Source organism: Aeromonas sp. PrichA-15 (assembly GCF_017939245.1).
In the GTDB taxonomy this organism is placed as follows: Bacteria; Pseudomonadota; Gammaproteobacteria; order Enterobacterales; family Aeromonadaceae; genus Aeromonas; species Aeromonas caviae.
Genome location: NZ_JAGKRH010000038.1, coordinates 1 through 26,373 on the forward strand (window position 1 = coordinate 1; position 26,373 = coordinate 26,373).

At 62.4% G+C, this 26,373-nt stretch carries 22 protein-coding genes and 2 pseudogenes; 14 read left to right on the top strand and 10 right to left on the bottom strand.

Going from position 1 to position 26,373, the window contains the following annotated elements; genetic code table 11:
• A partial coding sequence (locus tag J9889_RS07175) for a transposase (protein WP_202904331.1) occupies positions 1–82 on the top strand: 82 nt, incomplete at its 5' end.
• A gap of 530 nt (positions 83–612) precedes the next feature.
• Here J9889_RS07175 and J9889_RS07185 read toward each other — a convergent pair.
• Both J9889_RS07185 and arsC read right to left on the bottom strand, forming a co-directional pair.
• Entirely contained in the window at positions 613–987 is a 375-nt protein-coding gene (locus J9889_RS07185; protein WP_052815666.1) for a DUF2069 domain-containing protein, read from the bottom strand.
• Complete coding sequence (arsC, locus tag J9889_RS07190) at positions 984–1,334, bottom strand: arsenate reductase (glutaredoxin) (RefSeq protein ID WP_010674260.1); 351 nt, start codon at positions 1,332–1,334, stop codon at positions 984–986. Before arsC ends, J9889_RS07185 begins: the two co-directional genes overlap by 4 nt.
• Before the next feature lie 60 nt (positions 1,335–1,394).
• Between arsC and J9889_RS07195 the strand changes: the two genes are divergently transcribed.
• Positions 1,395–1,874: a TlpA disulfide reductase family protein gene (locus J9889_RS07195; protein ID WP_111897012.1), complete on the top strand. Its 480-nt coding sequence runs from the start codon at positions 1,395–1,397 to the stop codon at positions 1,872–1,874.
• A 133-nt stretch (positions 1,875–2,007) separates the two neighbouring features.
• Here J9889_RS07195 and J9889_RS07200 read toward each other — a convergent pair whose 3' ends face one another.
• Positions 2,008–3,462, bottom strand: coding sequence for a M48 family metalloprotease (locus J9889_RS07200; RefSeq protein ID WP_349237006.1), 1,455 nt, complete (start codon positions 3,460–3,462; stop codon positions 2,008–2,010).
• A gap of 127 nt (positions 3,463–3,589) precedes the next feature.
• Between J9889_RS07200 and J9889_RS07205 the strand changes: the two genes are divergently transcribed.
• From J9889_RS07205 to J9889_RS07215, 3 genes are all read left to right on the top strand, one after another.
• Entirely contained in the window at positions 3,590–3,859 is a 270-nt protein-coding gene (locus tag J9889_RS07205; protein ID WP_042880621.1) for a sulfurtransferase TusA family protein, read from the top strand.
• Between the two features lie 22 nt (positions 3,860–3,881).
• Positions 3,882–4,952 carry an AI-2E family transporter gene (locus J9889_RS07210; protein WP_029314318.1) on the top strand — a complete coding sequence of 357 codons (1,071 nt, stop codon included), beginning with the start codon at positions 3,882–3,884 and terminating at the stop codon, positions 4,950–4,952.
• Between the two features lie 173 nt (positions 4,953–5,125).
• Complete coding sequence (locus J9889_RS07215) at positions 5,126–5,935, top strand: MipA/OmpV family protein (protein ID WP_234925476.1); 810 nt, start codon at positions 5,126–5,128, stop codon at positions 5,933–5,935.
• A gap of 66 nt (positions 5,936–6,001) precedes the next feature.
• On the opposite strand, the gene J9889_RS07220 is transcribed toward J9889_RS07215, so the two are convergent.
• Complete coding sequence (locus tag J9889_RS07220) at positions 6,002–6,808, bottom strand: alpha/beta fold hydrolase (protein WP_160838280.1); 807 nt, start codon at positions 6,806–6,808, stop codon at positions 6,002–6,004.
• 156 nt (positions 6,809–6,964) lie between these two features.
• Here J9889_RS07220 and ppk2 point away from each other — a divergent pair, with 156 nt between their 5' ends.
• Positions 6,965–7,795 carry a polyphosphate kinase 2 gene (gene ppk2, locus J9889_RS07225; protein ID WP_010674253.1) on the top strand — a complete coding sequence of 277 codons (831 nt, stop codon included), beginning with the start codon at positions 6,965–6,967 and terminating at the stop codon, positions 7,793–7,795.
• 127 nt (positions 7,796–7,922) lie between these two features.
• On the opposite strand, the gene ugpC is transcribed toward ppk2, so the two are convergent.
• The 5 genes from ugpC to yejK form a co-directional block, all read right to left on the bottom strand.
• A complete protein-coding gene (gene ugpC / locus J9889_RS07230) occupies positions 7,923–9,059 on the bottom strand; it encodes a sn-glycerol-3-phosphate ABC transporter ATP-binding protein UgpC (RefSeq protein ID WP_010674252.1) in 1,137 nt (378 codons plus the stop codon).
• Positions 9,060–9,129: 70 nt separating this feature from the next.
• Positions 9,130–10,020: a maltose ABC transporter permease MalG gene (gene malG / locus J9889_RS07235; protein WP_010674251.1), complete on the bottom strand. Its 891-nt coding sequence runs from the start codon at positions 10,018–10,020 to the stop codon at positions 9,130–9,132.
• Between the two features lie 12 nt (positions 10,021–10,032).
• Positions 10,033–11,688 (bottom strand): maltose ABC transporter permease MalF, encoded by a 1,656-nt coding sequence (gene malF / locus J9889_RS07240; protein WP_049637099.1) that lies wholly within the window; start codon positions 11,686–11,688, stop codon positions 10,033–10,035.
• Positions 11,689–11,761: 73 nt separating this feature from the next.
• Positions 11,762–12,943 (bottom strand): maltose/maltodextrin ABC transporter substrate-binding protein MalE, encoded by a 1,182-nt coding sequence (gene malE / locus J9889_RS07245; protein ID WP_102948252.1) that lies wholly within the window; start codon positions 12,941–12,943, stop codon positions 11,762–11,764.
• A gap of 395 nt (positions 12,944–13,338) precedes the next feature.
• Positions 13,339–14,388 carry a nucleoid-associated protein YejK gene (yejK, locus tag J9889_RS07250; protein WP_210556207.1) on the bottom strand — a complete coding sequence of 350 codons (1,050 nt, stop codon included), beginning with the start codon at positions 14,386–14,388 and terminating at the stop codon, positions 13,339–13,341.
• Positions 14,389–14,461: 73 nt separating this feature from the next.
• On the opposite strand from yejK, the gene J9889_RS07255 reads away from it, so the two are divergent.
• From J9889_RS07255 to eco, 8 genes and pseudogenes are all read left to right on the top strand, one after another.
• Positions 14,462–14,689, top strand: coding sequence for a YejL family protein (locus J9889_RS07255; RefSeq protein WP_039038627.1), 228 nt, complete (start codon positions 14,462–14,464; stop codon positions 14,687–14,689).
• 43 nt (positions 14,690–14,732) lie between these two features.
• On the top strand, positions 14,733–16,580 hold the full coding sequence (locus tag J9889_RS07260) for a DUF3413 domain-containing protein (protein ID WP_210556209.1): 1,848 nt from the start codon (positions 14,733–14,735) through the stop codon (positions 16,578–16,580).
• A 249-nt stretch (positions 16,581–16,829) separates the two neighbouring features.
• Positions 16,830–18,998, top strand: a complete 2,169-nt coding sequence (locus tag J9889_RS07265) for a TonB-dependent hemoglobin/transferrin/lactoferrin family receptor (protein ID WP_210556212.1) — start codon at positions 16,830–16,832, stop codon at positions 18,996–18,998.
• Positions 18,998–21,041 (top strand): annotated as a pseudogene (locus J9889_RS07270) (prolyl oligopeptidase family serine peptidase). Before J9889_RS07265 ends, J9889_RS07270 begins: the two are co-directional and overlap by 1 nt.
• A 29-nt stretch (positions 21,042–21,070) precedes the next feature.
• Positions 21,071–23,482 (top strand): proprotein convertase P-domain-containing protein, encoded by a 2,412-nt coding sequence (locus J9889_RS07275; RefSeq protein WP_210556214.1) that lies wholly within the window; start codon positions 21,071–21,073, stop codon positions 23,480–23,482.
• A gap of 50 nt (positions 23,483–23,532) precedes the next feature.
• Entirely contained in the window at positions 23,533–24,885 is a 1,353-nt protein-coding gene (locus J9889_RS07280; protein WP_210556216.1) for a DUF1566 domain-containing protein, read from the top strand.
• A complete protein-coding gene (locus J9889_RS07285) occupies positions 24,882–25,439 on the top strand; it encodes a DUF1566 domain-containing protein (protein WP_210556218.1) in 558 nt (185 codons plus the stop codon). Before J9889_RS07280 ends, J9889_RS07285 begins: the two co-directional genes overlap by 4 nt.
• A 194-nt stretch (positions 25,440–25,633) precedes the next feature.
• Positions 25,634–26,116, top strand: coding sequence for a serine protease inhibitor ecotin (gene eco, locus J9889_RS07290; protein WP_010674240.1), 483 nt, complete (start codon positions 25,634–25,636; stop codon positions 26,114–26,116).
• Between the two features lie 134 nt (positions 26,117–26,250).
• Here eco and J9889_RS24030 read toward each other — a convergent pair.
• Positions 26,251–26,373 (bottom strand): annotated as a pseudogene (locus J9889_RS24030) (IS630 family transposase); the annotation flags it as partial.

Genomic DNA, 26,373 nt, shown 5'->3' on the forward strand with positions numbered 1-26,373 from the left:
GTCACGCTCTTACTTTGCGGGCTCTTGCGGCGGAGCACCGTTGGAGGTGATCAAGCAATACATTCAAAACCAGCGGGGCTGACGCCCCGGCGAAATTCCCCTCCCACCTACGTCGGAGGGAGTCCCCTTTCGCATTTAAGATGGAGTGCGCACCGGCCTCCCCTTCCCGCGCGATGCCACGGGGCAGCGCCCAGAGATTGGTCGGCATGGCGCTGCGCAAGTCCATGGTACGACCGGTCACCACCAGCGCTCCCTCCCCCTGATAGACGGCGCGGGTACAGGCATCGGCGAGGGAGCTGACGGAGAGGGAGACGGTCAGGGCCAGCAGGGTCTTGTGCAACAGGGGGGAACGCAGGATTGTCATATGGATCACTCGAGTCTGTTGAAAACACAAGCATACCCATTTTTGCATAACAGGGGCTGACTGAGGCTGGCAAGCCGGGTGGCAGATCTGTCAACAGAGGCGCTTCCCTGCCAATCAGCGATCAATATCCATAAATTAATCAAGGAGATAAGCAAGCCACTTCGGGGCGATACCGCCAGATGCCATTCGCTGGCTTGCGTCGGTTTCAGACACATTCCCTGCCCGCCAGCAGGCGGACAGGGTGGCGCTCAATCTTTCTTCTTGCGGATACTCAGCCCCAGCTCGCGGCCGCGCAGGCGGGCATAATAGATGGTGCCCACAAACGCCAGGGTGGTGAGCACCAGCTCCACCACCGCCAGCCACCGCTCCCCCTCATCCGTGGTGATCAGGGTCAGGGCGTGCAGGAAGTAGGGCATCAGCACGAAGTTGCCCCAGGCGTGGGTGTAGGGATTGCCCTGCACTATGCCCTTGAGGGGGAAGAGCAGCGGCACCGTCCAGATCACCGGCAACAGCCAGGGGGCGAGATCCGGGTGGGGCGAGAGCCAGAGGTGCCAGAGCAGCACCCAGGCCAGCAGGCCGAAAAAACCGGCCAGGGTCAGCAGGCGAGCGAAGCGGGTGCTCACTTGAGGATCTCCAGCACCTGCTCGGGCGGACGACCGATGCGGGCCTGCCCGTTCTTGATGACGATGGGGCGCTCGATGAGCTTGGGGTGCTGGTGCATGGCACGAATGAGATCATCGCCGCTCACCTCGCCGAGCCCCAGCTCCTTGTAGAGATCTTCCTTGGTGCGCATCAGCTGTCGGGGATCCGTGAAGCCAAGCTGACTCAGGAGGGTGCGGATCTGTGCCTCGCTCGGGGCCTGCTCCAGATAGAGCACCACCTCGGGGGCGACCCCGTGCTGTTCCAGCAAGGCCAGGGTTTCACGGCTCTTGGAGCAGCGCGGATTGTGGTAGATTTGGGTCTCGCTCATGATAACTCCCTGATTAATCGCAAGATGGGACAAGAAATGGCGCTATTGTAGGGGAAACGGATGGTCAGGGTAAGCAGGAAGGCTATGGAAATGAAACGGATCTGTTGGCTGATTGTGGCAACCCTGCTGGGGGCCTGCAGCCCGGCACCCGACTTCACCGACGGCGCGGGAAAGAAGGTCAGCCTCGCGGATCTCGGTGGCAAACCGCTGCTGGTCAACTACTTCGCTCCCTGGTGCGCCCCCTGCCTGCGGGAGATGCCCCTGCTGGCAACATTGCACCAGGAAGGCCAGATCCGGGTGATCGCCATCAACTATGACCCCGCCTCCCCCACCGAACTGACCGAGCTAGCACGGCGCCACGCCATCAGGGTTCCCCTGATGATCCCGGATGACGACGCCCGCCTCCCGTTCCCAAGGCCCGGGGCGCTGCCCACCAGCTATCTGCTCGATGCCAGGGGCACGCTGCTGGAGACCCTGGTGGGGGAGCTGGACGAGCAGAAGATAGGCGAGATAAAACGCCGCCTAGCGAGCGCCCAATAGCAGAGCCATCCATCACATTCATGTCTTCATCATCAAGATGCGTTGAAACCGATGAAAGGCCCTATTTTAGCCTGCAAAACAAGGCGGGGTGCCCCCAAAGGAGCACACCGCCTGCCATCAACCCGCTCCGGCCTCAGCCCTTGAGGCTGTCCAGATCCTTCTTGGCCCGCTCCAGCTGGGTGATGCGCGCCTCGATGCGGGCCAGGGTCAGCTTGTCGCTGGTGGTGCCCCGGGCCACGATCAGTTCGTCGATGGCCGCCTGGTAGTCCCCGCGCAGGGAGAGGGTCTCAGCCCGCGCCATGTGCAGGTCCGTCATTCTGCCCGCCTTGCGGTAGGCGTCCGACAGCAGGCTCCAGGCCAGGCTGTTCTCGTCGTGCTCCCGGGCATAAGGGTCCAGGATGGCGATGGACTTCTTGTAGTTGCCCCCCTCCAGATAGGCGTTGCCGAGGTTCACCACCACCACCTCGTTGTCCGGCATCCGGGTGCGGAAGCGCTCCAGTCTGGCGATGGCCTGGGCGCTGCGCCCCTTGGCGAGATCGATGTCGGTCAGGGCATCCACCACGAAGAGATCCTCCGGGTGACGAGTCGCCAGCTCCTGCATCAGGGTGTCGGCCTCGTCGGTGCGCTTGAGCTGCAACAGGGCCAGCGCCTTGCCATAGATGGCGGCATCCTTGAGGGGGTAATCCCCCTTCTGCAGGCGGCTGTCGAAGTAGGTGAGCAGCGCCTGGGGCGTCTCGGTGCCATAGCGCACCTGGATGCGCACCTTGGCCAGCCAGAAGTCCAGGCTCGGCGGCAGGGCGCGCGCGCCATAGCTCCCGGCCCGGGCACGGGCTTCGCTGATCCGGGTCTCCGGCAGGGGGTGAGTCAGCAGCATCTCCGGCGGCTTGCTGGCATAGCGGTACTCCGCCGCCAGCTTCTGGAAGAAGTTGGCCATGCCCATGGGATCGAACCCGGCGTCATACAGCGTCTTCATGCCGATGCGATCCGCCTCGTATTCGTTGTCCCGGGTGTAGTTGATGGCCGACTGTATCGACAAACCAAGCGTGGTCTGCAAGGCCGCGATGCCAGCGGTGGGGTTGATCACCGCGAGTGCAATGGAGCCCACCAGGCCGGCCAGGGTCATGGCGGAGCTGCTCGCCTGTGCCTCCATGTAACGGGCGATGTGACGCTGGGTCACGTGGGTGATTTCGTGGGCCAGTACCGAGGCCAGCTCGCTCTCGCTCTCGGCGTAAAGGAAGAGGCCGGTGTGCACCTTGACCCGGCCACCGAGGAAGGCCGCCGCGTTGATGCTGGGATCATTGATGAGGAAGAAGGTGAACGGGAAGCGCACCCCGTCGGCATTGGTCAGCAGCCGCTGGCCCAGATCGTCGATGTATTCGTTGAGCACGGGGTCATCGATGATGGGCAGGCCCGCCCGGGCAAAACGCATGAAGGCGTTGCCATAGCGCACCTCCTGCTCGATGGGCAGTGCGGCGACCCCGGCGGTACCGATGTCGGGCAACTGGTTGCTCCCCTGGGCGTGGAAGGTCGCCCCCATCAGGGTGACCAACAGGGGAAGCGATGCTATCAGGGGGGAAAAACGTGCCACGTTATCTCTATCTCCAATCAGACCCCAGCGGGCATCGGCAGAATACCCTTGCCATTCAAGGCCCACAAGCGTTGTTTCATCCTCTCATCACGGCCATAATGACCGCCACGCACGAGATGGAGTTCTCATGGAACAGCTCGACCTGACCCCCTGGCGTTGTCCCGAGCCCCTCATCCGGCTCAAGCTCTGGTTGCGCCAGGCCCGGCCCGGTCAATCCGTGTGCATCCAGCTCGGGGATGCAGGCTCCCGGCAGGACATTCCCGCCTATCTGCGCCGTCAGGGTCACCATGTCCAGACCCGGGAAGAGTCAGCTGCCCGCCTCTCCCTGCTGCTCGTCGTTGCCCGTCCCCCTCGGGACGCCCTGCTCGCCCCCGAGCCCATGCCACCCACCCCGTGAGCCGCCATTCAAGGAAGCCTCGATGTTAGATGTATTGAAGCGCTGGTATCAGACCCGTTTTTCCGACCCCGATGCCGTCACCCTCTTCCTGCTGCTGGTCTTCTGCTTTGCCGTGCTCTGGCTGTTTGGGGATCTGCTGGCACCGCTGCTGGTGGCCCTGGTGATGGCCTATCTGCTGGAGTGGCCGGTGAGTCGCCTGCAACGAGGCGGCCTTTCTCGCACCGTCGCTACCAGCCTGGTCCTGCTGTTGTTCATCACGGTGACGACCCTGATGCTGCTGGGCCTCATCCCGACGCTGGTGAGCCAGGGGGTCAACCTGGCCAAGGAGGCCCCCGCCATGCTGGCCCATGCCCAGGACTATGTCCGCACCCTGCCGGAAAAATACCCCGAGATCATCGACGTCAGCCTGGTGGAAACCATCATCGACAACATTCGCCAGCGCATCCTGACCGGCGGCGAACAACTGGTGAGCGCCTCTTTGAGCTCCCTCATCAACGTGGTGGCCATCCTCATCTACGCCATCCTGGTGCCCCTGATGGTCTTCTTCATGCTCAAGGACAAACAGGTGCTGATGGGAGGCCTGCGCCGCTTCCTGCCCCGCAACCGCACCCTGGTGAACCGGGTCTGGGTGGAGATGAACGACCAGATCATCAACTACATCCGCGGCAAGGTGATCGAGATCGTCATCGTCGGCATCGCCACTTATGTGCCCTTCGCCCTGATGGGATTGCGCTACTCCGCCCTGCTGGCGGTCGCGGTGGGCTTCTCCGTGCTCATCCCCTATATCGGTGCCGCCGCGGTGACCGTGCCGGTGGCCATGGTGGCCCTGTTCCAGTGGGGGCTGACCCCCGACTTCGCATGGCTGATGGTGGCCTATTTCGTGATCCAGGCCCTTGACGGCAACCTGCTGGTCCCCCTGCTCTTCTCCGAGGCGGTCAACCTGCACCCGGTGGCCATCATCATCGCCGTGCTGGTGTTTGGCGGTCTGTGGGGCTTTTGGGGCGTCTTCTTCGCCATTCCCCTCGCCACCCTGGTCAAAGCGGTGCTCAACGCCTGGCCCAAGCGGGAAGATCTCCCCCGCCCCGCCCCCTGACCCTGGCAAGGGGCGAGGCTGGGTCTCGCCCCTTCCAGATACCGGCCACCAGCAGCACCTCCGTGACGCTGGCTCATGCTTGCCTTGTCGGGTTTAATTGAAAACCGACATCCGTTTGACTTGCTACGCCGGTCTGATTCGTTCCCACGCCCACCCACCGACAAGGATCTGTCATGTCCCCAGTCCCTGCCCTGCGCCATGCCTCTCTGGGTGCCTTTCTGGCACTGCTGTTCTGTTCTCCCGTCCGGGCAGACCTCGATATCGGGGCCCTCAGCGCCTTCTCCAGCGACAGCCCTGACAGCCCCATTCCCAAGGGGCTGGTGCTGGGCGGGGCCGTCATCGGCGGTCAGGCCCGTTACCAGCACCAGGACGACACCCTGATGCCCATCCCGGGGGCCCTCTATTTTGGTGACAACCTGATGTATCTGGGGGATCGGGCCCGCTACTACCTCAGCCGGGATGGCAACCTCTCCACCTATGCCTTCGGCCGGATGCGCTTTGGCAACCTGGACCCGGACGACGATCCCTTCCTCCATGGCATGGAGAAGCGCAAGGGGCAGTTCGAGGCCGGTGTTGGGGCCGATCTCATCACTCCCTACGCCCTCTGGAGCGTGCGGGCCACCACGGATGTGACCGGCACCAGCAACGGTCAGGAGCTGATGCTGTGGGCCAACTTCCCCATCATCCGCGGCCCCCTGCTGCTGATGCCGGGAGCTGGCGTCATGCTGCGCAGCCACAATCTCGCCAACTACTACTTCGGCGGTGTCTCGCAAGACGAAACGAGGGCGGACAGGCCGGCGTGGAACACGGGCACCACCCTCTCCCCCATGGTCTCCCTCATCGGCAGCTATCGCTTCAGCGCCAACTGGATTGGCGGCTTTGGCATCAACTACGAACGCTACGACGACGACATCGCGGACAGCCCCATCGTCCAGCATCAGGGAGAACTCTATGCAGGCTTCGGGGTGGGCTACATCTGGTAGCCCCATCCGGACTGGACAACAAAAAAGGAGCCCATGGCTCCTTTTTTACGGCTATCCGGCGCAGCGTCACCCTGCCACTTCGGCGAGAAATTCGGCGAGCGCCTGGTTGATGAACGCGGGGTTCTCCAAGGTCGAGATGTGACCAGCCCCCGGGATCTCCCTGAACGGGCACCCCAGCACCTCGGCCATCAGATACCCCTCCAGCACAGGGCGAGCCTTGTCCTCGCACCCCGTCATCACCAGTGCGGGCAGCCTCATCTCTTCGAGCCAGTCGATGCGATCCTCCCGGGTCACGAAGCTGCGCCCCACCGCCACCAGGCTCGCCACCTTGTCGGCGGGCCATTGGGCCAGCCGGGCCTTGAAACCGGCCATCAGGGCCGCGTCCGGTTGATGGGCGAAGAAGAGCGGCGCCACCTGATCGGCGATGGGCGCAGGAACGGCGCCGACCTGCTCGATCATCGCCAGCATGCCGAGATAGCGCTCGCAGGTGATCTGGGGTTCAAGGCCGACGAAGCTGTCCATCAGCACCAGGCCCTTGAGGCGAGCAGGCGCCATGCGCGCCAGCTCCACGCCCCACATTCCACCGATGGAGAGCCCCACCAGCACGCACTCGTCGATGCCGAGGGCATCGAGCAGCGCCAGGTGATCCCGGGCCAGGGTCGCCAGGGTGCAGGGCCCCTCGGGCAGCACATCGGAATCTCCGTGACCCCAAAGCTCGGGCACGATGCAGCGATAATGCTCCTTAAGGGCCTCGATTTGCGGTGCCCACATGGCACTGTCCCACAGGTAGCTGTGGCCAAAGAGCAGTGCCGGACCCTGCCCCTCGTCCTGATAGGCCATGCGGCGGCCCGCTATCTCCATAAACTGCTTCATGTTTTCTCCTGTTGCCAGCGGCGATGAAACTGGCTTTCCTGTTTTTCTGTTGCCAGCGGCTGATGAGGCGGCAGTGTAACACGCCACCCTTGGCAGGGGTGCCCGCCTGGTGCAAGCTGGAGAGACTCACAACGAGGAGTCACCAAGGAGAGGATGATGGCCAAGGAAAAGAGCAAGAAACGCCCCCGCCTGGACAAGAAGACCTACGAACATCACCTCGCCCACCTGCAGGAGGAGCTGGTCAAGTTGCAGGAGTGGGTCAAGCAGGAGGGGCTCAAAGTGGTGGTGCTGTTCGAGGGGCGCGACGCCGCGGGCAAGGGGGGCGTCATCAAGGCGATCACCGAGCCCCTCAACCCCCGGGTCTGCCGGGTCACCGCCCTGCCCGCCCCCTCGGATCGGGAGCGCACCCAGTGGTACTTCCAGCGCTACGTGGCGCACCTGCCCTCGGCGGGCGAGATGGTGCTGTTTGACCGCTCTTGGTACAACCGGGCCGGGGTCGAACGGGTGATGGGCTTTTGCAGCGACGACGAGTATCGCGAATTCCTGCGCGCCTGCCCCGAATTCGAGCGGATGTTGATCCGCTCCGGCATCACCCTCATCAAATACTGGTTCTCGGTCAGCGACGAAGAGCAGGAGAAACGCTTCAAGGAGCGCATCAATACTCCCATCAAGCGCTGGAAATTCAGCCCCATGGATCTGCAATCCCGCTCCCGCTGGGTGGAATACTCCCGCGCCAAGGATGACATGTTCACCTACACGGATACCGAGGATTGCCCCTGGTTCGTGGTGGACGCCGACGACAAGCGCCGCGCCCGCCTCAACTGCATCTCCCACCTCCTTGGCAAGGTGCCCTACGAGGCGATCCACTACGAGCCCATCACCCTGCCTCCCATCAAGACCGAAGGGTATGAGCGCCCGCCGCTCACCAGCCAGCACTTCGTGCCGGACGTCACCGCCGCCCTCGAGTCAGACAAGCACGGGCAGTGACGGGTTCCGGCCAGCCGCCCCCGCTGGCCGGAACCCGGGCTTCGGATGACGGGCAATAAAAAGCCGGTCTTGCGACCGGCAAAAGGCATTGAACGTATAGAAAGGAAAACCTGGCACTCTCGCCCTCTCAGGCGCGGATATATTTGGCCGTGCGCGGGAACGCCTGCTCTTTGGCATCGAACAGGTAGCAGGCTTCGGCCGGGATGCCGACGCTGTACTCCTGGCCGGTGGCCACGTCGATGTCGGAGCTCGCCTTGACGGTGAAGTCGTGACCATCCACGTCCATGTAGACGAAGGATTCTGCCCCCAGGTGTTCGGCTACCTGCACCACGCCGCTCACGCGGCTGTCGGCATGGGCATGACCCAGCGGCACCAGGTGCTCGGGGCGAATGCCCAGCTCCACCTTGTCGCCCACCGCGCCGCGACGGGCATCCACCCGGGCACGCACGGTATCGCCGGAGGTGAGCTTGACCACGCACTCCTGCTCGCCGATCTCCACCAGCTCGCCCGCCAGGAAGTTCATCTTGGGGGAGCCGATGAAGCCTGCCACGAACTTGTTGTCCGGGTTGTGGTAGAGCTCGAGGGGGGTGCCGAACTGCTCCAGGTTGGTGGCCGCCTCGCCCTTGAGCGGGCTCAGCACCACGATGCGGTTGGCCAGCGTCATGGCCTCCACCTGGTCGTGGGTCACGTAGATGATGGTAGAGTTGAGCTCCTTGTGCAGCTTGGCGATCTCGATGCGCATCTTGACCCGCAAGGCGGCGTCGAGGTTCGACAGCGGTTCGTCAAACAGGAACACCTGCGGCTGCTGCACGATGGAGCGGCCGATGGCCACCCGCTGACGCTGACCGCCAGAAAGGGCCTTGGGCTTTCTGTCCAGCAGCGGCTCGAGACCCAGGATCTCGGCGGCGCGCATCACCCGCTTGTGGATGTTCTCCTTGTCCATCTTCTTGAGCTTGAGGCCAAAAGCCATGTTCTCGTAGATATTCATGTGCGGGTAGAGGGCGTAGGACTGGAACACCATGCCGACGTTGCGCTCCACCGGAGGCACGTCGTTCATGTAGCGCCCGCCGATGGTCAGCTCGCCGCTGGTGATGTCTTCCAGACCCGCGATCATCCGCAGCAAGGTGGACTTGCCGCAGCCGGACGGGCCGACGAAGACGATGAACTCCCCTTCCTTGATGTCCAGGTTGATGCTGCGCAGGGTGTCCTTGTGGACAGCCGGGTCGTAATTTTTGCGAACGTTGTTGAGTACTACTTCAGCCATATCGAGCTCCGCTCTTGAATCTTTGCAAATCGTGATGACGGGGGGAGCCAGCTCCCCCGGCCATGAACCGTTAACCTTTCACGCCGCCTGCGGTCAGACCACCCACCAGCCAGCGCTGGGCGAGCAGGAAGACGACCGTGATGGGGAAGCCTGACAGCACGGCGGCTGCGGCGAAGTCACCCCACAGGTAGTTCTGCGGATAGAGGTACTGCTGAGCCCCGACCGCCAGGGTCAGATTGTTCACATCCTGCAACAGGATGGAGGCCATGGGCACCTCGGTGATGGAGCCGATGAAGGCCAGGATGAACACCACCGCCAGAATGGGCACCGACAGGGGCAACAGGATCAGGCGGAACGCCTGCCACGGAGTAGCGCCATCGATGGCCGCCGCCTCCTCCAGGGAGGAGTCGATGGTCTCGAAGTAGCCCTTGATGGTCCAGACGTGCAGGGCGATGCCCCCCATGTAGGCCAGGATCAGGCCGCCGTGGGTGTTGAGACCCAGCCAGGGGATGTAGTCACCGATCTTGTTGAAGAGCGCGTAGATGGCCACCAGTGCCAGCACCGCCGGGAACATCTGGAAGATCAGCATGCCCTGCAGGATGGTGGACTTGCCACGGAACCGCAGACGGGCGAAGGCGTAGGCACAGGTGGTGGAGAGCACCACTATCATCAGGGCGGTGATGCCCGCCACCTTGATGGAGTTCCACAGCCAGGTCAGCACCGGGAACGGCGGCGGCGTGATGCTGCCATCGGCGTTGGTGATGGACATTCCGAGCGCCAGCTTCCAGTGATCCAGGGTCGGATTGGTGGGGATGATCTCCCCCACCGAGAAGTTGCCGTTACGGAACGAGATGGCGATGACCATGATCAGCGGGAAGATGATCAGTGCCAGGAAGCCCCACATCACCAGGTGGGTTGCCCACACCCGGTATTTGACTGATTTGGGTTGTACGATTGCCATGTTGAAGCCTCCTTACAGTTGCTTGTCGGCTTTGGACAATTTCAGGTTGAGCAAGGCCAGCGCACCCACGATGAGGAAGATGGCGGTGGCGATGGCACTGGCCAGACCGTAGTCCTGACCACCCGAGCCCTGGAACGCGATCCGGTAGGTGTAGCTCACCAGCAAGTCGGTGGTCCCGGCCGGCGTGGTGGCCCCGATGATGTCCGGCGCCCCGTTCGTCAACAACTGGATAAGTACGAAGTTGTTGAAGTTGAAGGCAAAGGATGCAATCAACAGCGGTGTCAGCGGCTTCATCAAGAGCGGTACGGTGATCTTGAAGAAGTTCTGTACCGGCCCCGCCCCGTCCATGGCAGACGCCTCGTAGAGATCTTCCGGAATCGCCTTGAGCAGGCCCATGCAGAGGATCATCATGTAGGGGTAACCGAGCCAGGTGTTGACGATGAGGATCATCACCTTGGCCAGGAAGGGATTGGTGTACCAGTCCGGCTTGATGCCGAAGGCCGCTTCCAGGAACAGGTTGATTTCACCGAAGTTCTGGTTGAACAAGCCCTTGAACACCAGGATGGAGATGAACGCCGGTATCGCATAGGGCAGGATCAGCATGACCCGGTAGAAACCACGCCCCCTGAGCTGCTCCCACTGCACCAGACACGCCAACACCATGCCAATCGCCAGGGTGAACGCCACCGAACAGGCGGAGAAGATCACGGTCCAGACGAAGATCTGCATGAAGGGACTCTGGATACCCGGGTCCGTCATGATGCGCATGAAGTTTTTCCAACCCACGCTCACCACGAAACCGGGGGCAATGCCCTTGCCGACGAAGTGACCTTCCGCATCGATGTACTGGTAGAAGCCGGTGTCACCGTTGGGCTGCATCAGCTCGCCGCTCTGGTTGTCACGCAGCAGGTTGCTGTCCTTGATCATGACGCCGGACTTGAGCACGGCGCCGTCGACCAGCTGGGTATAGAGCTGTTTCTGGGCGGCGAACTTGCGCAGGCTGCTCAGGGTCAGATGGATATTGCCTTCGGGCAGTACCACATCCAGGGCACTCAGGTGGGTGCGGTGATCGACGATGGCACGAATGGGTGCCGCCTTGTCGGTCGCCTCCCCGGCCAGGGGTTGCAACTGAACAACCTGGGGCTCGTCACGGACCCGTCCTTCACGGACGGCCAGGGTACGCGCCTTGTTGTTCAGCAAGGTAAGGGGTTGACTGATAAAGGATTGGTCGTCCTGTTTCAGCAGCAGCTGAAACTGATTGTTCTCACCACCCAGGAGGGTGAAATCGAATTCACCGCCGGTCACCTTGTAGGTTTTTTTCAGATGGTAATCCCGTGCCTGCTCAAGGGAGAGCAAGTTGGATCCCGAATAGTTGGTGAAGGCGATGCCGATCGTGTAGGCAAGAGGGAAGATGATAAAAACAACCATGCCTGCCACACCGGGGAAAATATAACGGTGGGCATAGGTCTTCTTGTTCATGAAGACATAGAGACCGACGGAGACGACCACCAGATCGAGCAGGGCAAATACCCACTCGCCGCTGGCATACATCATCACGGCCGCATAACCATTAAGCACTGCGATCAGTGCCGCCATGGTCCATTTCAGCCAGACGTACTTGTCTTTCTTCGGACCGGCATAGGATTCGATAGAAGGTACTACTTCCATGCCAATTAACCTTTATTGCGCCAAGAGAGATTGAGAGAGTGGGAGGCCCGAAGGCCTCCCGGGTAGTGCATGCTTACTGGACGATACGCTTGGCAGCGGTATCCAGGGCTTCGTCAACACCCTGACGGCCAGAGGTGACGTTCTTGAGGGCGGTTTCGAAGGAGGACCAGAAACGGCTCATCTCGGGCACGGACGGCATCGGTTCGCCGTTCTGGGCGTTCAGCATGGTGGCCTTGATGTTGGGGTCGGCTTCCAGGGTCTTCTGGAAGGACTTCAGGGCCACGGCACCCAGCGGCTTGTCGGCGTTCATCGGCGCCAGACCGGCATCGGTCAGCAGGTAGTTCTCGAGGAACTCGATGGCCAGATCCTTGTTCGGGCTGGCGGCGTTGATGGTGGCACCCAGTACGCCAACGAAGGCCTTGGCGGGCTTGCCTTTCAGGGTCGGCAGCTGGGCTACGCCATACTTGATGCCGCTCTTGTCCAGGTTGCTCCAGGCCCAGGGACCGTTGATCATCATGGCCACTTCGCCCTTGTTGAACTTGGCGTCCATCACACCGTAGTCAATGCCCTTCTCCAGGTGACCGGATTTGATCATCTCGGAGATGTAGCCGACGCCGGCCTTGGCACCTGCGTTGTTCACGCCGGTGTCTTTGACGTCATAGCCGGTGGCGGTCTTCTTGAAGGCGTAACCACCGTTGGCAGCCACCAGGGGGTAGCTGAAGTAGGGGGTGTCATAGGCCCACATGATGGCGCGCTTGCCATTTTTCTTCAGGTCTTCGTCGATCTTGGCGATCTCTTCGAAGGTCTTCGGCGGGTTGGGCAACAGATCCTTGTTGTAAATCAGGCTGACGGCTTCTACCGCGACCGGGTAGCCATAGGTCTTGCCATCGACGGTCATGGCATCCCAGGCGAATTGCTCGAACTTGGCCTTGGTGGCGGTATTCGGGGTCACGGGAACCAGCAGACCGGACTTGACCCACTCACCGTAACGGTCGTGAGCCCAGAAGAAGATGTCCGGGCCGTTGCCGGTGGCGGCGGCTTGCTGGAATTTGACTTCAACCTGATCCGGGTGGGCGACGGTGACCTTGATGCCGGTTTCGGCTTCAAACTTCTTGCCGACTTCGGCCAGGCCGTTGTAGCCCTTGTCACCGTTGATCCAGATGGTCAGCTGACCTTCATCAATGGCAGCAGTGGCAGAGCAGGCCACGCCCAGGGTAGCCAGACCGATCAGGGATGACAGCAATTTCTTTTTCATGAGCCTTTCCTTGTATTAGTTCCGCGCTGTAAGAGCATTGTGTGCAGATGAATATTACCCCAAGCAGTCAATGCCTCACATGACACGCCTCGCATTTTTGAAATGCAATTACGTATTTTCTTCCAGAAAGTTATGAAAACATTTTCTTATTTCAGCGACTTAGGCAGGGATATCCCCATATTTTTGCCAAGATATGGAAATTAAATTACAGAAAGGAAATCAATTTACGTCATTGAAAGGGATTTCACCCCACTGAAAACCCTTTCATTCCCGATATTTTGTTCAATGTGTTAACAAAAGTACTGAGGTGGTTTCCATCTACATCACCCCCTTAAATAAAAAGGCACCGGAGCGGACTCCGGTGCCTTTTTGCAAGAAATGACGGCTGGATCACATTACGACTGGCGCAGCAATTGATCCTTGAGATTGGGCGGGACTCCCCTGATGGTCAGGGTGTCGGTCTGGGGATCATAAAAGACCCGGCTGTTGAGCAACTTCTGCTCGAAGCTCAGAGTCAGGCCGCCACCGGAGCCCACAAACTTGGTCAAGCCCCGCAGGGTGGAACGGTCCGCCGGGAAGCGCTCCTCCAGCTCGTACTCCTGACCGATGAAGCTGTAAAAATCGAGGTCCCCATCACCGGGCAATTCCGCCGACAGCTCCTTGATCTCGATCTCCTCGCCGGCGCTGGCCTGCTCGGTGCAATATTTGAAGACCTGCTTCTTGTAGTCATTGCGCTCGGCCGGTTCGAGCTGGCGGCTGTCGCAGTAATCGTCCACCGCCTGCAGCAACCCCTTGTTCTGGATCTTGACATCCATGCCCTCCCGGGCCCCCAGCAGATCCATGAAGAAATCCCCCAGCTTGCGACCGACCCGGCCCTTGCTGAAGGTGATATAACGACGCGAATCCCCTTGGGTTTTCCACTCGGTGAGATCGATGCGGGCCACCAGATTGAGTTTGCCGATATCCAGGTACTGGATGTGGCGCAGCTCCAGCGCCTCGCTCACGGTGACGCTCTCCTTGCCTTCCAGCAGGGCGATCATCAGGTAATCCACCCCCACATAGTTGTACTTGGCAATCAGCAACACCCCCTGCTCGTCCAGGGCATGCTCCACCAGCTGCTTGACCAGCATCTGGGTCAGGTTGACGGAAAAGGGGACGAACTCGGTCTGCTCCGCCAGCAGCTGCTCCAGGGCGATGCGAAAGGCGGGGGAAGGCTGCTTGGGGGCGTCTTCCCCCTCCGCCAGCTCGGCGACGGCGGCCTCGGGATCGGCGAAGAAGCCAAAGCCCTTTCCCCCCTTGCCGTTGTAGATGCGATGCAGCTCCGCCATCAGCCCTTGTACCGCCTCGTCGGCAGGCAGGGTCTGGCTGCGGGTATCGGCGTGGGGCTGGCCATCGTTGCCCGCCCGCAGGGAGTGAAGAATGATCTTGTCGATATCGAGACTCATGTCACAAAGCCATAGTGTTAGCCGAAAGGGTGAAGTATTATAAGGCGCTTTGAACCGAGGTGAACCCAAGATTATGCCCATCGTATCAAAGTACAATAACGAGCAGTTTGACGCCCTGATGAACGACCTGATCACCGCCCTGGAGAAACACAAGGCACCGGTGGATCTCAGTCTGATGGTCCTTGGCAACCTGACCACCAACATCATCAACGGCATGGCCCCGGCCCAGCGCCAGGCGATCACCGAGAAGTTCATCCAGGCACTCACCGCCTCGGTGGGCCATCGCCACGATGCGCACTGAGTTTCTTCGCATTCTTTGATGTTTTTCAAGCAGATGGATCATTATGGTCGAAACCGGCAACCCCTATCGCGATAATGTCTCTCGCCTGATCACCTGGGGGCATTGGTTCTCCTTCTTCAACATCATCCTGGCCATGCTGATCTCGACCCGTTACCTGGGCGCCATCAGCTGGCCATCGACCACGCTCGGCGTGACCTATCTCGTCATCAGCTGGATAGGTCATTTCTCGTTCCTGAGCTTCGTCACCTATCTGCTGACCATCTTCCCCTTGAGCTTCATCCTGCCCAGGGAGAAGACGCTGCGCTTCATTTCATCCATCATCGCCACCCTGGCGCTGGTGCTGCTGCTTATCGACACCCAGGTGTTCCAGCTGTTCAAGTTCCACTTGAATGGCCAGGTGTGGCAACTGCTGCTGGATCAGGCGCAGACCGAAGAGGGCTCTATCTGGAGCATCATCTTCGTGGCGGTGCCCGCCATCTTCCTGCTGCAACTGCTGCTGTCGGCCTATGTGTGGCGCAAGATCAACAAGCGCAAACGCCGCCAGTATGGTAATCAGGTGGGGCTGGCCCTGCTGGTCTGCTTCATCCTGACCCATCTGGTCAACAGCTGGGCGGATGCGACCCTGTATCAACCCATCACCATGCAGCGCGCCAACTTCCCCCTCTCCTACCCCATGACCGCCAGGAGCTTCCTGGCCAAGCATGGCTGGCTCGACCTCGAGCAGTATGAGAAGAAGGCCGAAGATCAGGGAAGCGCTGAGCACCGTCTGCTCTATCCCTTGCGCCCCCTCAGCGTGAGCGCACCCAGCGATCACAAGAACCTGCTGGTGGTGGTGGTCGACTCCCTGCGAGCCGACATGCTCAACAACATCAACATGCCCAATCTGCAACGCTACGCGGACAACCACTTCAATTTCCGCCAGCACATGAGTGGTGGCAATGATGAAGCCATGGGGATGTTCAGCCTCTTCTACGGGCTGCCCGGCCACTATTACGGGGACATCCGGGCCGACAAGCGCCCCCCTGTGCTGTTCGACGAGATGCTGCGCCAGGACTACCAGTTCGGCCTGTTCGGTGCACTGGAAGATGCCAAGCAGTATCGCCAAAGTCTGCTTGCGGGTCTGCGCAAGCAGGTCTTCGTCTCCCGCCAGACCGATGACCGAAGGCTCATCGATGACTGGCAGCAGTGGCTTGGCACGCGCACCGCGGACAGACCCTGGTTCTCTTTGGTCTATCTCTCTAGCCCGGGGGATTATCAGGTGCCAGCCAGCATCAAGGGCCCCTTCCAGCCCGAGTTGACCCGCTTCAACCCGGCCACTGCCTATCGGCCCGAGAACCTGCAGAAGCTGGAGAACCGCTACAAGAACGCAGTCTTCTATACCGATCAACTGCTGGAGCAGATGCTGACCCAACTGCAATTGCAGGGGCTTGATGATCAGACCATCGTCGTGATCACCTCCAACCACGGTCAGGAGTTCAACGAGACCCAGAGCAACAGCTGGGGCTATGGCAGCAATTACTCGACCTATCAGGTGCAGGTCCCTCTGGTGCTGGCCTGGCCTGGTGCCGAACCTGCGCCCCAGGCGCAGGCGAGCAGCCACCTGGATCTGGTACCTACCCTGATGAAGAACATGCTGGGTGTACGCAACCCCTATCGTGACTACAGCACGGGGCGCAACCTGTTCGAAGCCAGTACGCGCACCTGGCTGCTGGCGGGGGATCAGAATGACTTCGCCATCTATCAGGGCAACACCATCACCCAGTTCAACAAGCAGGGGGACTTCGAGCTGCTGGACCGCGACACCTATCGCCCCATCAAGCACGGCACCCCGGACATGGGCACCCTGATCCAGGTGATGAACGAGCTCAATCGCTTCTATCGCGCCCCCTGATCTGCGCCAGCCCACCTCCTTGAGCCCGCCCCTATGGCGGGCTTTTTCTTGCCCGCACCACACCCGTCCTCCTGTTTCTCATGGCGTCATTCGCAAACGTATGCCACCACCTTACTGATTTAACTCTCAAAAAATTCAATTCGATCAATATCATAAAAACAAAATGATAATGATTGTCATTTATTGATCTGCTTGACTCCCTCTGCAATAATCCGCGCCCTCAGGCTTAAATAATAATTATTCTCAAATATGAAAATTCGACTTCTTCACTACTGGCCCATGCTGCTGTCCGGTACGGCGCTGGCTGCCAGCGATCCCGCCGGGGTCGACACAACGGACATGCCCCCCGAACTCAAGGGGCGCGAAACCATCGTGGTCAAGGGACAGCGCATCGAGCAGAAGCTCTCCGACGTGTCGGGTTCCATCACCGTCATCACGGAGGAGGATCTGGATCGCCAGGTTGCCACCGAACTCACCGATGTGTTCAAGAACGAACCCGGCGTCTCGGTGACCGGCTCCGCCGGCCGCCCCCAGAACATCATCATCCGCGGCATGGGCGGCAACCGGGTGCTCATCATCAAGGACGGGGTGCGGGTCAGCGACGGTTTTGGCGCCGACGACCTCAACGACAAGGTGGGCCGTTTCAGCTTCGATCTCGACGACGTCAAACAGATAGAGGTGGCCAAGGGAGCCGGTTCCTCCCTCCATGGCTCCGATGCCATCGGCGGCACCATCGTCATCAGCACCAAGCAGCCGGAAGATTACCTTCAGGGCCAGGATGCCTATCTCAGCAGCAAGGTGCTGCACGATGGCAGCAGTGACAAGCAGAAGCTGAGCGCCACCGGCGCCGCCCGGATACGGGATACCGAACACCTGCTGCGCCTCTCCGGCTGGCAGGGACATGAGACCGCCAACTACGACGAGAGCCGCATCCAGGCGGATCTGGATGGCCTCAGCGCCTCCACCAGCTCTCGCATCCAGCTGAACGAACATCATCTGCTGCGCCTCGAACTCGACTACTTCGAAGACAACGCCGAGCGGGATCAGGGGCCGCGCGAAGTGCCCCAGCCCGATGGCAAGTGGCAGGTGCGCCAGTACCACGAGCAGGGCAGCCAACGCACCCAGGGGGGAAAGCTGGCCTGGGAGGCGAGCAACCTCGACACAATACTGGCCGACAGCTTCACCTGGAGTGCCTACGGCAATCACTCGAAAAACACCGCCAACAAGCGCAGCCTGCTGCAAAACGATCTGCTGAGCGGTTATCCGCGCTATCGCAGCGAACGGGAACTCGCCACCTTCACCGAAGACAGGATCGGTACCGAGCTGGATGTGCGCCGGGATCTCGCCACCGGGCATATCTCCCATCAGCTCAGTTACGGCATCGAGCTGGAGCGCACCACCCACGAGCGGCCGGTGGAGAAGCTGAGTCTGGAGGCCGGCATTCCCCAACCCGGCCAGTCCGCCCCCTTCAGCCGCGCCCGTACCGACAGGGCCGGAGTCTGGCTCGGCGACGTGGCCAGCCTGGGCCAGTGGCAGTTCACCCCCACCCTGCGCATGGATCACCAGTGGCTCACGCCGCTGGACGGCAGCCACGACAGCAACCACAGCTGGCACCTCTCCCCGAGCCTGGCCACCAGCTACCGCTTCAACGACCAGTGGCGCAGCTGGCTCAGCTATGCCAACGGGTTCCGAGCGCCTTCCTACGACAAGGTGTACGGCAACATCCCCCACTACTTTGCTCTGCCGCCCTTCGAGATCATCGCCAACACAGGGCTCAAGGAGGAAACCAGCCACAGCATCGAGTGGGGGCTGAGTGGCGAGGGGGACAACTGGAGCATCAAGCCAGCGCTCTTCTACAACCGTTACTACAACTTCATCGACTGGCGCGAGGTGGGGCTGCGCCTGAGCGATGGCGTCATCCTGCGCCAATATCGCAACGTCGCCAAGGCCGAAACCTGGGGGGCCGAACTCGCCGCCAGCTACTGGCTGACCCAGGAGTGGGAGCTCGCCACCAAGCTCGGCTGGGTCGATGGCGAGGACAACAAAGGTGAAGCGCTGCGCACCCTGACGCCCCTCGAGGGCAACACCCGTCTGAGCTATCAGGCCAATGAGTGGAGTCTGGGCATTCAGGCGGACTATGCCGCCGCCATGAACCGGGTGCCCACCTGCGGCAACAGCCTGACCGGCCGCCAGGGGGACTGCCTCGAAAGTGCCGGCTGGCTCAGTTTCGCCCTGACGGCCGACTGGCTGGTCACCGACTCCCTCAAGGTCAACCTCAAGCTCGACAACCTGTTCGACACCCGCTATACCCGCTATCAGGATGTGGCCGGGCTGGAAGCCGGGACCGATGCTTCCCTCTTCACCCAGAGCGGCCGCACCCTGAGTGCCAGCCTGCGCTACACCTTCGTGGGGATCTGATGCACAGCCTATTGATCCTGACCAGCCTGCTGGCCACGCTGGCCCCCGCCTCTCCCCTGCCTGAGGCAACCCTGGAGGTCGCGCCCCTCATCCCCGAGCGCCCGCAACTGATGAAGGGGGAGATAGCCCGTCTCGATCCCTATGGTGGCTGGCGTGACGACAGCCGCCAGGATCCCGCCCTCCTGACGCTGCTGCGCGAGCAGAACCGCTGGACCGAGCAGCAGCTCGCCGGCCAGGCGCCACTGGTGCAGCGCCTGCAGACGGAGTGGCAGGGCCGGGAGCGGGGCGAACCAGTGCCGGACGACTGGTTGAGCCAGGCTGGCAGCCAGTGGCGCATGGAGGCGGACGGCAGCCTGTGGCAACGCAGCGACGCCAATGACGCTCCCCGAAAGCGGCTGGCTCCCCGCCAACCTGCCGAGGGGTATTACGAGCTCGCCGCCTGGGCCCTTCACCCGGACGGGCACCTGCTTGCCCTGGCCGAAGACCGCAGGGGAGATCGGGACTACCGCATCACCCTGCTGGATCTGGCGAGTGGCGAGACACTGGCCTCTTTGCCTCACCGCGCCGGCGATCTGCTCTGGAGTCTGGATGGCAAGACCCTCTACACCCTCGCCAACGAGCGCCAGACCCTGCGCCCCTGGCAACTGCTGGCCTGGCAGGATGGCAAGGAGACCCTGGTGTATGAGGAGCGCGATCCCGCCTGGCTGCTCGGCCTCTATCACACCATGGATCGCCGCCACCTGGTGCTGCAAAGCAACAACCACGACAGCTCCGAGCAATACCTGCTGGACGCGGGTCGGGCCGACCTGCTCAAGGGGCGCGAGCGCGGCCTCGAGTACTACCTGGATACCCAGGGGGACAGGGTGCTGCTCAAGAGCAACCGGGACGGCGCCCTCGGCCTCTATCAGGTGGCCGACTTGAGCCTGGTGGCGAAGGGAGAGTGGCAACGGCTCTGGTCCGGCGAGGGCCGGGAACTCGAGAAGTGGCGCCTCTTTGCCTGGCACACCGTGCTGCAATACCGCAAGGAAGGGGATGACTGGCTCGATGTGCTGGATGCCAAGGGTGCGTTGATCCACAGCCTGCCGCTCACCGATGGCGCAGGCACGGCCTGGATCCAGGGCAGCCAGGAACCGGCCAGCGACAAGGTGCTCATTCGCCGCCAGGGGATGGCCGAGCCACCTCACCAGCGCTGGCTGGATCTCGCCTCCGGCGCCTGGGAGGGGACACCCGAGAGCAGGGAAACTTCTCCCTATCAGAGCGAGCGACGCTGGATCGCGGGCAAGGACGGGGTCAAGGTGCCTATCTCCCTGGTCTGGCGCAAGGGCATTACCCACCCCAGGGCACTGCTGCTCTACGGCTATGGGGCTTACGGCACCCCCATGCGCCCCTACTACCAGCCCCGGGTGCTGAGCCTGCTGGATCGCGGCTTCGTCTACGCCATCGCCCATGTGCGCGGGGGCGGTCTGCTCGGCGAATCCTGGTATCGGGAGGGTCGTGGCCGGGACAAACAGCACAGCGTGGATGATTTTCTCGCCGTGGCCGATGCCCTGGCACGGGATCCCGCCATCGATCCCGCCCGGCTGTTTGCCATGGGCGGCAGCGCCGGCGGCCTGCTGGTGGCAGCGGCACTCAACCAGGCGCCCACCCGTTTCGCCGGGGCCGTGCTGCAAGTTCCCTTCGTCGATCTGCTGGGCACCATGCAGGATCCCGAGCTGCCCCTCACCCGGCAGGAGTACGCCGAGTGGGGCACTCCGGCCATCCCGGGTGACTATGCCGCGATGCGCCGCCTGAGCCCCTACGACAACCTGCACAAGGCCCCTTATCCCCCCGTCTATGTGACGGGCGGCCTGCACGACAGTCAGGTGCCCTACTGGGAACCCCTCAAGTGGATAGCCCGCCTGCGATCCCATAGCACGGGAACAGGCCCCTATCTGCTGCGCACCGAACTCGACGGCGGCCACCTGGGCGCCCCCCCGAACGGCGGCGCTGCGTGCGGCGCAGGAGTTTGCCTTCCTGCTCACCCTGGCGGGCGTCAACCACTGACCCCTTGTCCTCTTTTTCTGGAGTGAACCATGAAACCCTCTTCCCTGGCCCTCTGGCTGGCGGCAACCCTGATCTCATCGCCGCTGCTGGCGGCCGATCTGCAGTTTGTCGATGAACACCCCCTGAGCATCACGCCCCAGGCCTGGCTCGAGAGCCGCCTCGGCGTGACGCTGGCCCCCGATTACGACAGGGCCAGCCTGCTCGGCCACCATTACAGCTTTCGCCAGCTGGTGAACGGCCTGCCGGTGGCCGCCACCCAGGCCGCCGTCAGTGTCGACGGGGACGGCCGCCCCTGGCGCCTCTATCACAACCTGCGCCCCTTGCAGAGCACAGCGCCCGGCTGCGATGCCAGCGACACCCTGGATCCCCTGCTCGCCACCCTGCGCACCGACGGCAACCAGATAGAGACGCTGGGGCCGGTCGAAGCCTGGTACTGGCGAGACGGCGATACCCTGGTGCCTGCCCTGCGCCAGCGGGTGCGCGAGCACAAGGCAGGCAATGCCAAGGCCAGCCAGGTGCAGCTGTTTGCCCGTTGCGACGGGGAGCAGGAGCTTGGCCGTCTCGGGGATCAGGCGACCACCCGCCCTCTGCATGTCGCCGACGCAGGCGATATGCAGGTTCAGGCCCGGGTGTTCGACCCCGATCCCCGCACCCGCCTGCAGGACGCCAGCCTGGTCTGGCACGACGCGCTGGTACTGGCAGAGGCCGCCTATCAGGATCCGATTCCCCTGCCGGTGAGCCTGCAAGCCGGGCAGTATCGCCTGAGCGGCCCCCATGCCAGGGTGGTGGATGTCATGACCCCCGAATCGGCCCCCTACAGCAGCAGTGACGTGCAGGGTTTTCGCCTGACCCGGGACGATCGCGGCTTTGCGGACATCAACGCCTACTACCATCTGGATCTCGCCCAGCGCCACCTCAAGGCGCTCGGTTTCACCGATCTCATCCCCGGGGCGCTCGACATCGACACGGACGCGGGCTATCAGGACAACTCCCTCTACGATCCGTTCGAACGCAGGCTGGAGCTGGGTCGCAGCGGCGTGCCCGATGCCGAGGATCCCATGGTCATCTGGCACGAGTTCGGCCACGGGGTGCAGCACCACATCCTGCCGGATCTCGGGGAAGAGGGAGACTGGGGGGCCATTGGCGAGGGCTTTGGCGACTACCTGGCCGCCAGTCATCGCCAGCGCAGCGAAGCCGGTCGCCAGTTCGAACCCGCCATGGTGTTCAACTGGGATGCCCGCTTCACCGACCGCACCCCGCGCCAGCTCGACGATCTGCGCGCCCGCTACCATCCGGACTACCGCTACCCCGCCCACCGCACCATCAACGGCAGCAACGGGGATCAGCTCTGGGGCACCCCGCTGTTCCAGGCCCTGCTGACGGCGGTGGCCGAGCACGGTGAGGCGGCCAGGGACGAGTTTGATCGCGTCATCATCGAATCCCACTTCGGCCTGGGGCCGGCCATTCGCATGCCGCAACTGGCCCGGATCACCGTGGATACCGCCGCCCGTCTCTACCCGACGCGAGCCTATGCCCGTCTGCTTGAGCAGGCATTTCGCCAGCACGGGCTGCTGCAAGCTCCCGTCAATATCGCCCTCGCCGAGGGGAGCGCCATCCCGCTGGGGCAGCGCCAGTCGGTGCAGCTGACCCTCAGCAATCCGGGCAAGGGGGAGGTGACCCTCAACGAGCTGGCCCTCACCCTGCCAACCGGGTTGCAGGCCGATCCTGACAACTGGCAACCAGCGACCCTGGCCGCCGGTGCCAGCATGACCACCACCCTGCGCCTGCTGGCCCAGAGCCCGCTCGCCTGCGCCGACGAGGCGAGCCTCTCGGTGAATCTCGCCATGAGCGGTACCAGCCCCACCGAGCGCCAGTGGCAGCAATCCCTGACCCTGCCCATCGGCACCCCCGTCATCAGCCGGGCCAGTGGTCGATCGCAGCGACTGAACGATGCCCAGAGCAAGGAGGTGCGCGGCCTGAGCGAAACCAGCCTGCTGCTGGAGAAGAGCGATGCCCGTGTGAGCGACAGGCTGCAACTGAGCCTGGATCTGCAGCACGAGGCGCTGGATGAGCTGGAGATCTGGCTCAGCTCCCCCGCCGGCACCCGGGTCCAGATCTGGGACAAGGGTTACAGCCCCCTGCCGAGCCTGAAAGGGGTCTTCCCCACCGAGTTGCAGTCCCTGCAACCCTTCAGCGCCTTCGAAGGAGAACCCCTGGCCGGTCGCTGGACCCTGGAGGTGGTGGGCAGCAAACCGGGCAATCAGGGTTTCCTGAACGGGTGGAGCATCAGTCAGCGTACCGGCGCCCAGTGCGGCAACACCGTGCCCGTGCCGGATGACGGCATCATCCGCTTCGATACCTCGGACAGCAGTGGCGGGGGGACCTTCTCCCTGCTCTGGCTGCTGCCGCTGGCCCTGTGGCGCCGTCTGCGTCGCCTCTGACTCTCCCTATATAAAGAAGAGAGGGGCCAAGGCCCCTCCAAGGACACACCATGACCATGAGAATAACCCCGATCGTCTGCCTGCTGGCCCCCCTGCTCAGCGCCTGTGGCGGCGGTTCGGACGAGGCTCCCCTGACCGCGCCGGACTACCGCCTGACGGTCAGCCTGCCCGCTGCGGGCACTCTGTGCATCAACCTGAACCAGAACGACGGCTGCGAAGCCAATGAGCCCGCCGTCAGCGGCGAGGCCGGTGCCCACTCCCTGACCCGGCGCCACCCTGATCTGCTCACCACTCCCCTGCTGTTCATTCCGGCGGATCCCGCCGCCCTGCCCCTGGCCCACCCGGCGGCTCGCCAGGACAACCAGCACCTCACCCCCAGCCCCCTCAGCACCCTGCTGCAGACGCGTATCTCGGACGGGCTGCCACCGGCTCAGGCCCTGACGGACGTGCTGCTCGCCCTGGCCCCCCTTCACCCCGGCCCAGATCTGGCGGCACTGGCGCAGCTGGGCGACTTCAACCGCGCCCTCGCCGCCTTAGATGACAAGGCCACCCTGCCCACCTTTGCCGCCAGCGAGCGCCGCCTGCAGATCTGGCAGGGGCTGGTCACCCTGCTGCCCGAGCTCGCCCGGCACTTTGCCGCCAGCCCCGAGCTCCTGAGCCAGCAGGCCAGACTCGCCGCCGTGCTGATGCAGCAGCAACCCCGGGCGTTGGTGACCGCAGGTGGCGTCACCACCTACACGGACGGGGTGGATTATCTGCTCGACCAGGAGCCTGCGGATCACCCAGGCCAGGAGGCGAGCCTGGGCCAGGCGCCCCTGCGCTATCGCAAGCTGGACGGCAAGGGGCAACCCCTGGCGGACAATGCCGACGAGTGGGAGTGCGTGGAGGATCTCAATACCGGCCTCGTCTGGGAGAAGAAGCTAGCGGATCCGGACAGTCCGAGGGATCTGCACCGCACCTTCGCCTGGGAGTTCGACAACTATCACCCGACCCAGGAGGAGCGGGATTACGCCTGCCCCGAAGGGGAGGCCATCTGCACCACGGAGCAGTACCGTCAGTGGCTCAATGCACAGCAACTGTGCGGCATCACGCACTGGCGCCTGCCCCACGCCCGTGAGCTGATGAGTTTGCAGCACTACGGCTCCCTCGCCCGCCAGGATGGCCAGCTCGTCACCCTGGATGTGCGCTACTTCCCCGATGTCGGCACTGGACTCAATGGCTTCGATGGCTATTACTGGAGCCAGACCCTGACCCCGTCCCGCCGGCTGGAGAGCGCGCCTCTGAGCGCCATCGCCCAAATCTTCCTCGGCGAGGACGCCGGTGCCGACTATCCCACCCCAGTTCAAAACAGCAATGACGCCAACGGTCTGCAACTGCGCCTGGTGGCCGAGGTAACCCGATGAACAAGTATCTTCTGACCCTGCTGTTCACCCTGTGCAGCCCCCTGGCACTGGCCATCGCCATCTGCGACGATGCCCTGCCCCGTACCAGCCCCACCGCCCGTTTCCAGGATCACGGCAACGGCACCGTCACCGACAGGGGCACCGGTCTGACCTGGATGCGCTGCCAGCTCGGCCAGATCTGGCGCAACCAGAGCTGCGAGGGGGAACCCACCCGCCTCTACTGGCAACAGGCACTGCAGACGGCGGAACGGATCCGTACCGAACCGAGCCATGCCCTGTATGGCTTTGGTGGTCATCACGACTGGCGCCTACCCACCATCAAGGAGCTCGCCAGCATTCTGGAGTCCGCCTGTTACAAACCGGCATTGAACGAAACCATCTTCCCCCGCGCCATGGCCGGGGATGGCAAGGAGGTGAACGACGGCTATGTCTATCTCTGGTCTTCCACCCCGGTGCCGGCCCTTCAGGGCGTCGCTTACCTGGACATCACCAGCGGCTCCGTCGCCCAGCGCGCCCCCCGCTCTTGGGCGAAACAGGTCCTGCTGGTGAGGTGACAGCCTGGCCATGGGGGCCACCCGGCCCCCTGTTTGACACGAGGCAAGAAGCGCCAGGGTGACCCTGGCCGTCAAAAAAGCATCAAATTGCGTCATGTGATGCCTGTTCAGGGCGGTTTTGCACGCCGCAGCGCTGGCATGAAACCGGCAGAGCGGTTAGTCTAGCGGCGTTGAACCAATCCCAAGAGGTACAGATGAAAACCGTGTTGCGTTTTAGCCTGCTGGGCGCCTTATTATTGGGTGGCCATGCCTTCGCCGCCGAACCGAAAAAATTTGATATCAGCATGTTCCCCGCCGCCGAAGTGAACCAGGAACGTGTCGTGATCCGTCTGCCGGAAGTCGAGAACGAAGCCGACATGATGGTCGAGCTGCAAGTCGGCAAGAAGATGCTAGTCGACTGCAACCTGCCCCGCTTCGCGGGCAATCTGGAACAGCACAGCGTCAAGGGCTGGGGTTACAACTACCTGACTCTGGGCCAGGTCACCGGCCCCGTCAGCACCCTGATGGCCTGCCCGGACGGCCAGAAAAAAGAGAGTTTCGTCCAGATCTACGGTCAGGGCTTCTTCGTGAACTACAACTCCAAGCTGCCCTTCGTCATCTATGTGCCCCAGGAGTACGAGGTGCGCTATCGTCTGTGGCGTGCCGACAACCTGGCACAGCCAGCCATGATTGAGTGAGTGCCGCGCACTCGGGTTCAGCTCAGTCATGATGATAAAAAGGCGCCATACGGCGCCTTATTTTTAGCTTCCGAGCCCGTTTTTGAGCGGTTTTCCCTGTACAAAATCTGACATAATACCAATCGGATTAAACATTAGGTCAGTTTTATCCAATCTCGGCTACAAAGTGACATCACCCGCTCCACATCGGCAATAAAGTGCTTCCAGGCCGATGTGCAGGCATCAAGGATGTCGTCGTAATCCTTGAAGCTGCGATT

Excerpts from the sequence above, each read along its gene's own strand:
- arsC (WP_010674260.1), bottom strand. The coding sequence starts at position 1,334 with ATGAGCGAGACCCAAATCTACCACAATCCGCGCTGCTCCAAGAGCCGT.
- J9889_RS07195 (WP_111897012.1), top strand. The coding sequence starts at position 1,395 with ATGGTCAGGGTAAGCAGGAAGGCTATGGAAATGAAACGGATCTGTTGG.
- J9889_RS07205 (WP_042880621.1), top strand. The coding sequence starts at position 3,590 with ATGGAACAGCTCGACCTGACCCCCTGGCGTTGTCCCGAGCCCCTCATC.
- J9889_RS07210 (WP_029314318.1), top strand. The coding sequence starts at position 3,882 with ATGTTAGATGTATTGAAGCGCTGGTATCAGACCCGTTTTTCCGACCCC.
- J9889_RS07215 (WP_234925476.1), top strand. The coding sequence starts at position 5,126 with ATGTCCCCAGTCCCTGCCCTGCGCCATGCCTCTCTGGGTGCCTTTCTG.
- J9889_RS07220 (WP_160838280.1), bottom strand. The coding sequence starts at position 6,808 with ATGAAGCAGTTTATGGAGATAGCGGGCCGCCGCATGGCCTATCAGGAC.
- ppk2 (WP_010674253.1), top strand. The coding sequence starts at position 6,965 with ATGGCCAAGGAAAAGAGCAAGAAACGCCCCCGCCTGGACAAGAAGACC.
- ugpC (WP_010674252.1), bottom strand. The coding sequence starts at position 9,059 with ATGGCTGAAGTAGTACTCAACAACGTTCGCAAAAATTACGACCCGGCT.
- malG (WP_010674251.1), bottom strand. The coding sequence starts at position 10,020 with ATGGCAATCGTACAACCCAAATCAGTCAAATACCGGGTGTGGGCAACC.
- malF (WP_049637099.1), bottom strand. The coding sequence starts at position 11,688 with ATGGAAGTAGTACCTTCTATCGAATCCTATGCCGGTCCGAAGAAAGAC.
- malE (WP_102948252.1), bottom strand. The coding sequence starts at position 12,943 with ATGAAAAAGAAATTGCTGTCATCCCTGATCGGTCTGGCTACCCTGGGC.
- yejK (WP_210556207.1), bottom strand. The coding sequence starts at position 14,388 with ATGAGTCTCGATATCGACAAGATCATTCTTCACTCCCTGCGGGCGGGC.
- J9889_RS07255 (WP_039038627.1), top strand. The coding sequence starts at position 14,462 with ATGCCCATCGTATCAAAGTACAATAACGAGCAGTTTGACGCCCTGATG.
- J9889_RS07260 (WP_210556209.1), top strand. The coding sequence starts at position 14,733 with ATGGTCGAAACCGGCAACCCCTATCGCGATAATGTCTCTCGCCTGATC.
- J9889_RS07265 (WP_210556212.1), top strand. The coding sequence starts at position 16,830 with ATGAAAATTCGACTTCTTCACTACTGGCCCATGCTGCTGTCCGGTACG.
- J9889_RS07275 (WP_210556214.1), top strand. The coding sequence starts at position 21,071 with ATGAAACCCTCTTCCCTGGCCCTCTGGCTGGCGGCAACCCTGATCTCA.
- J9889_RS07280 (WP_210556216.1), top strand. The coding sequence starts at position 23,533 with ATGACCATGAGAATAACCCCGATCGTCTGCCTGCTGGCCCCCCTGCTC.
- J9889_RS07285 (WP_210556218.1), top strand. The coding sequence starts at position 24,882 with ATGAACAAGTATCTTCTGACCCTGCTGTTCACCCTGTGCAGCCCCCTG.
- eco (WP_010674240.1), top strand. The coding sequence starts at position 25,634 with ATGAAAACCGTGTTGCGTTTTAGCCTGCTGGGCGCCTTATTATTGGGT.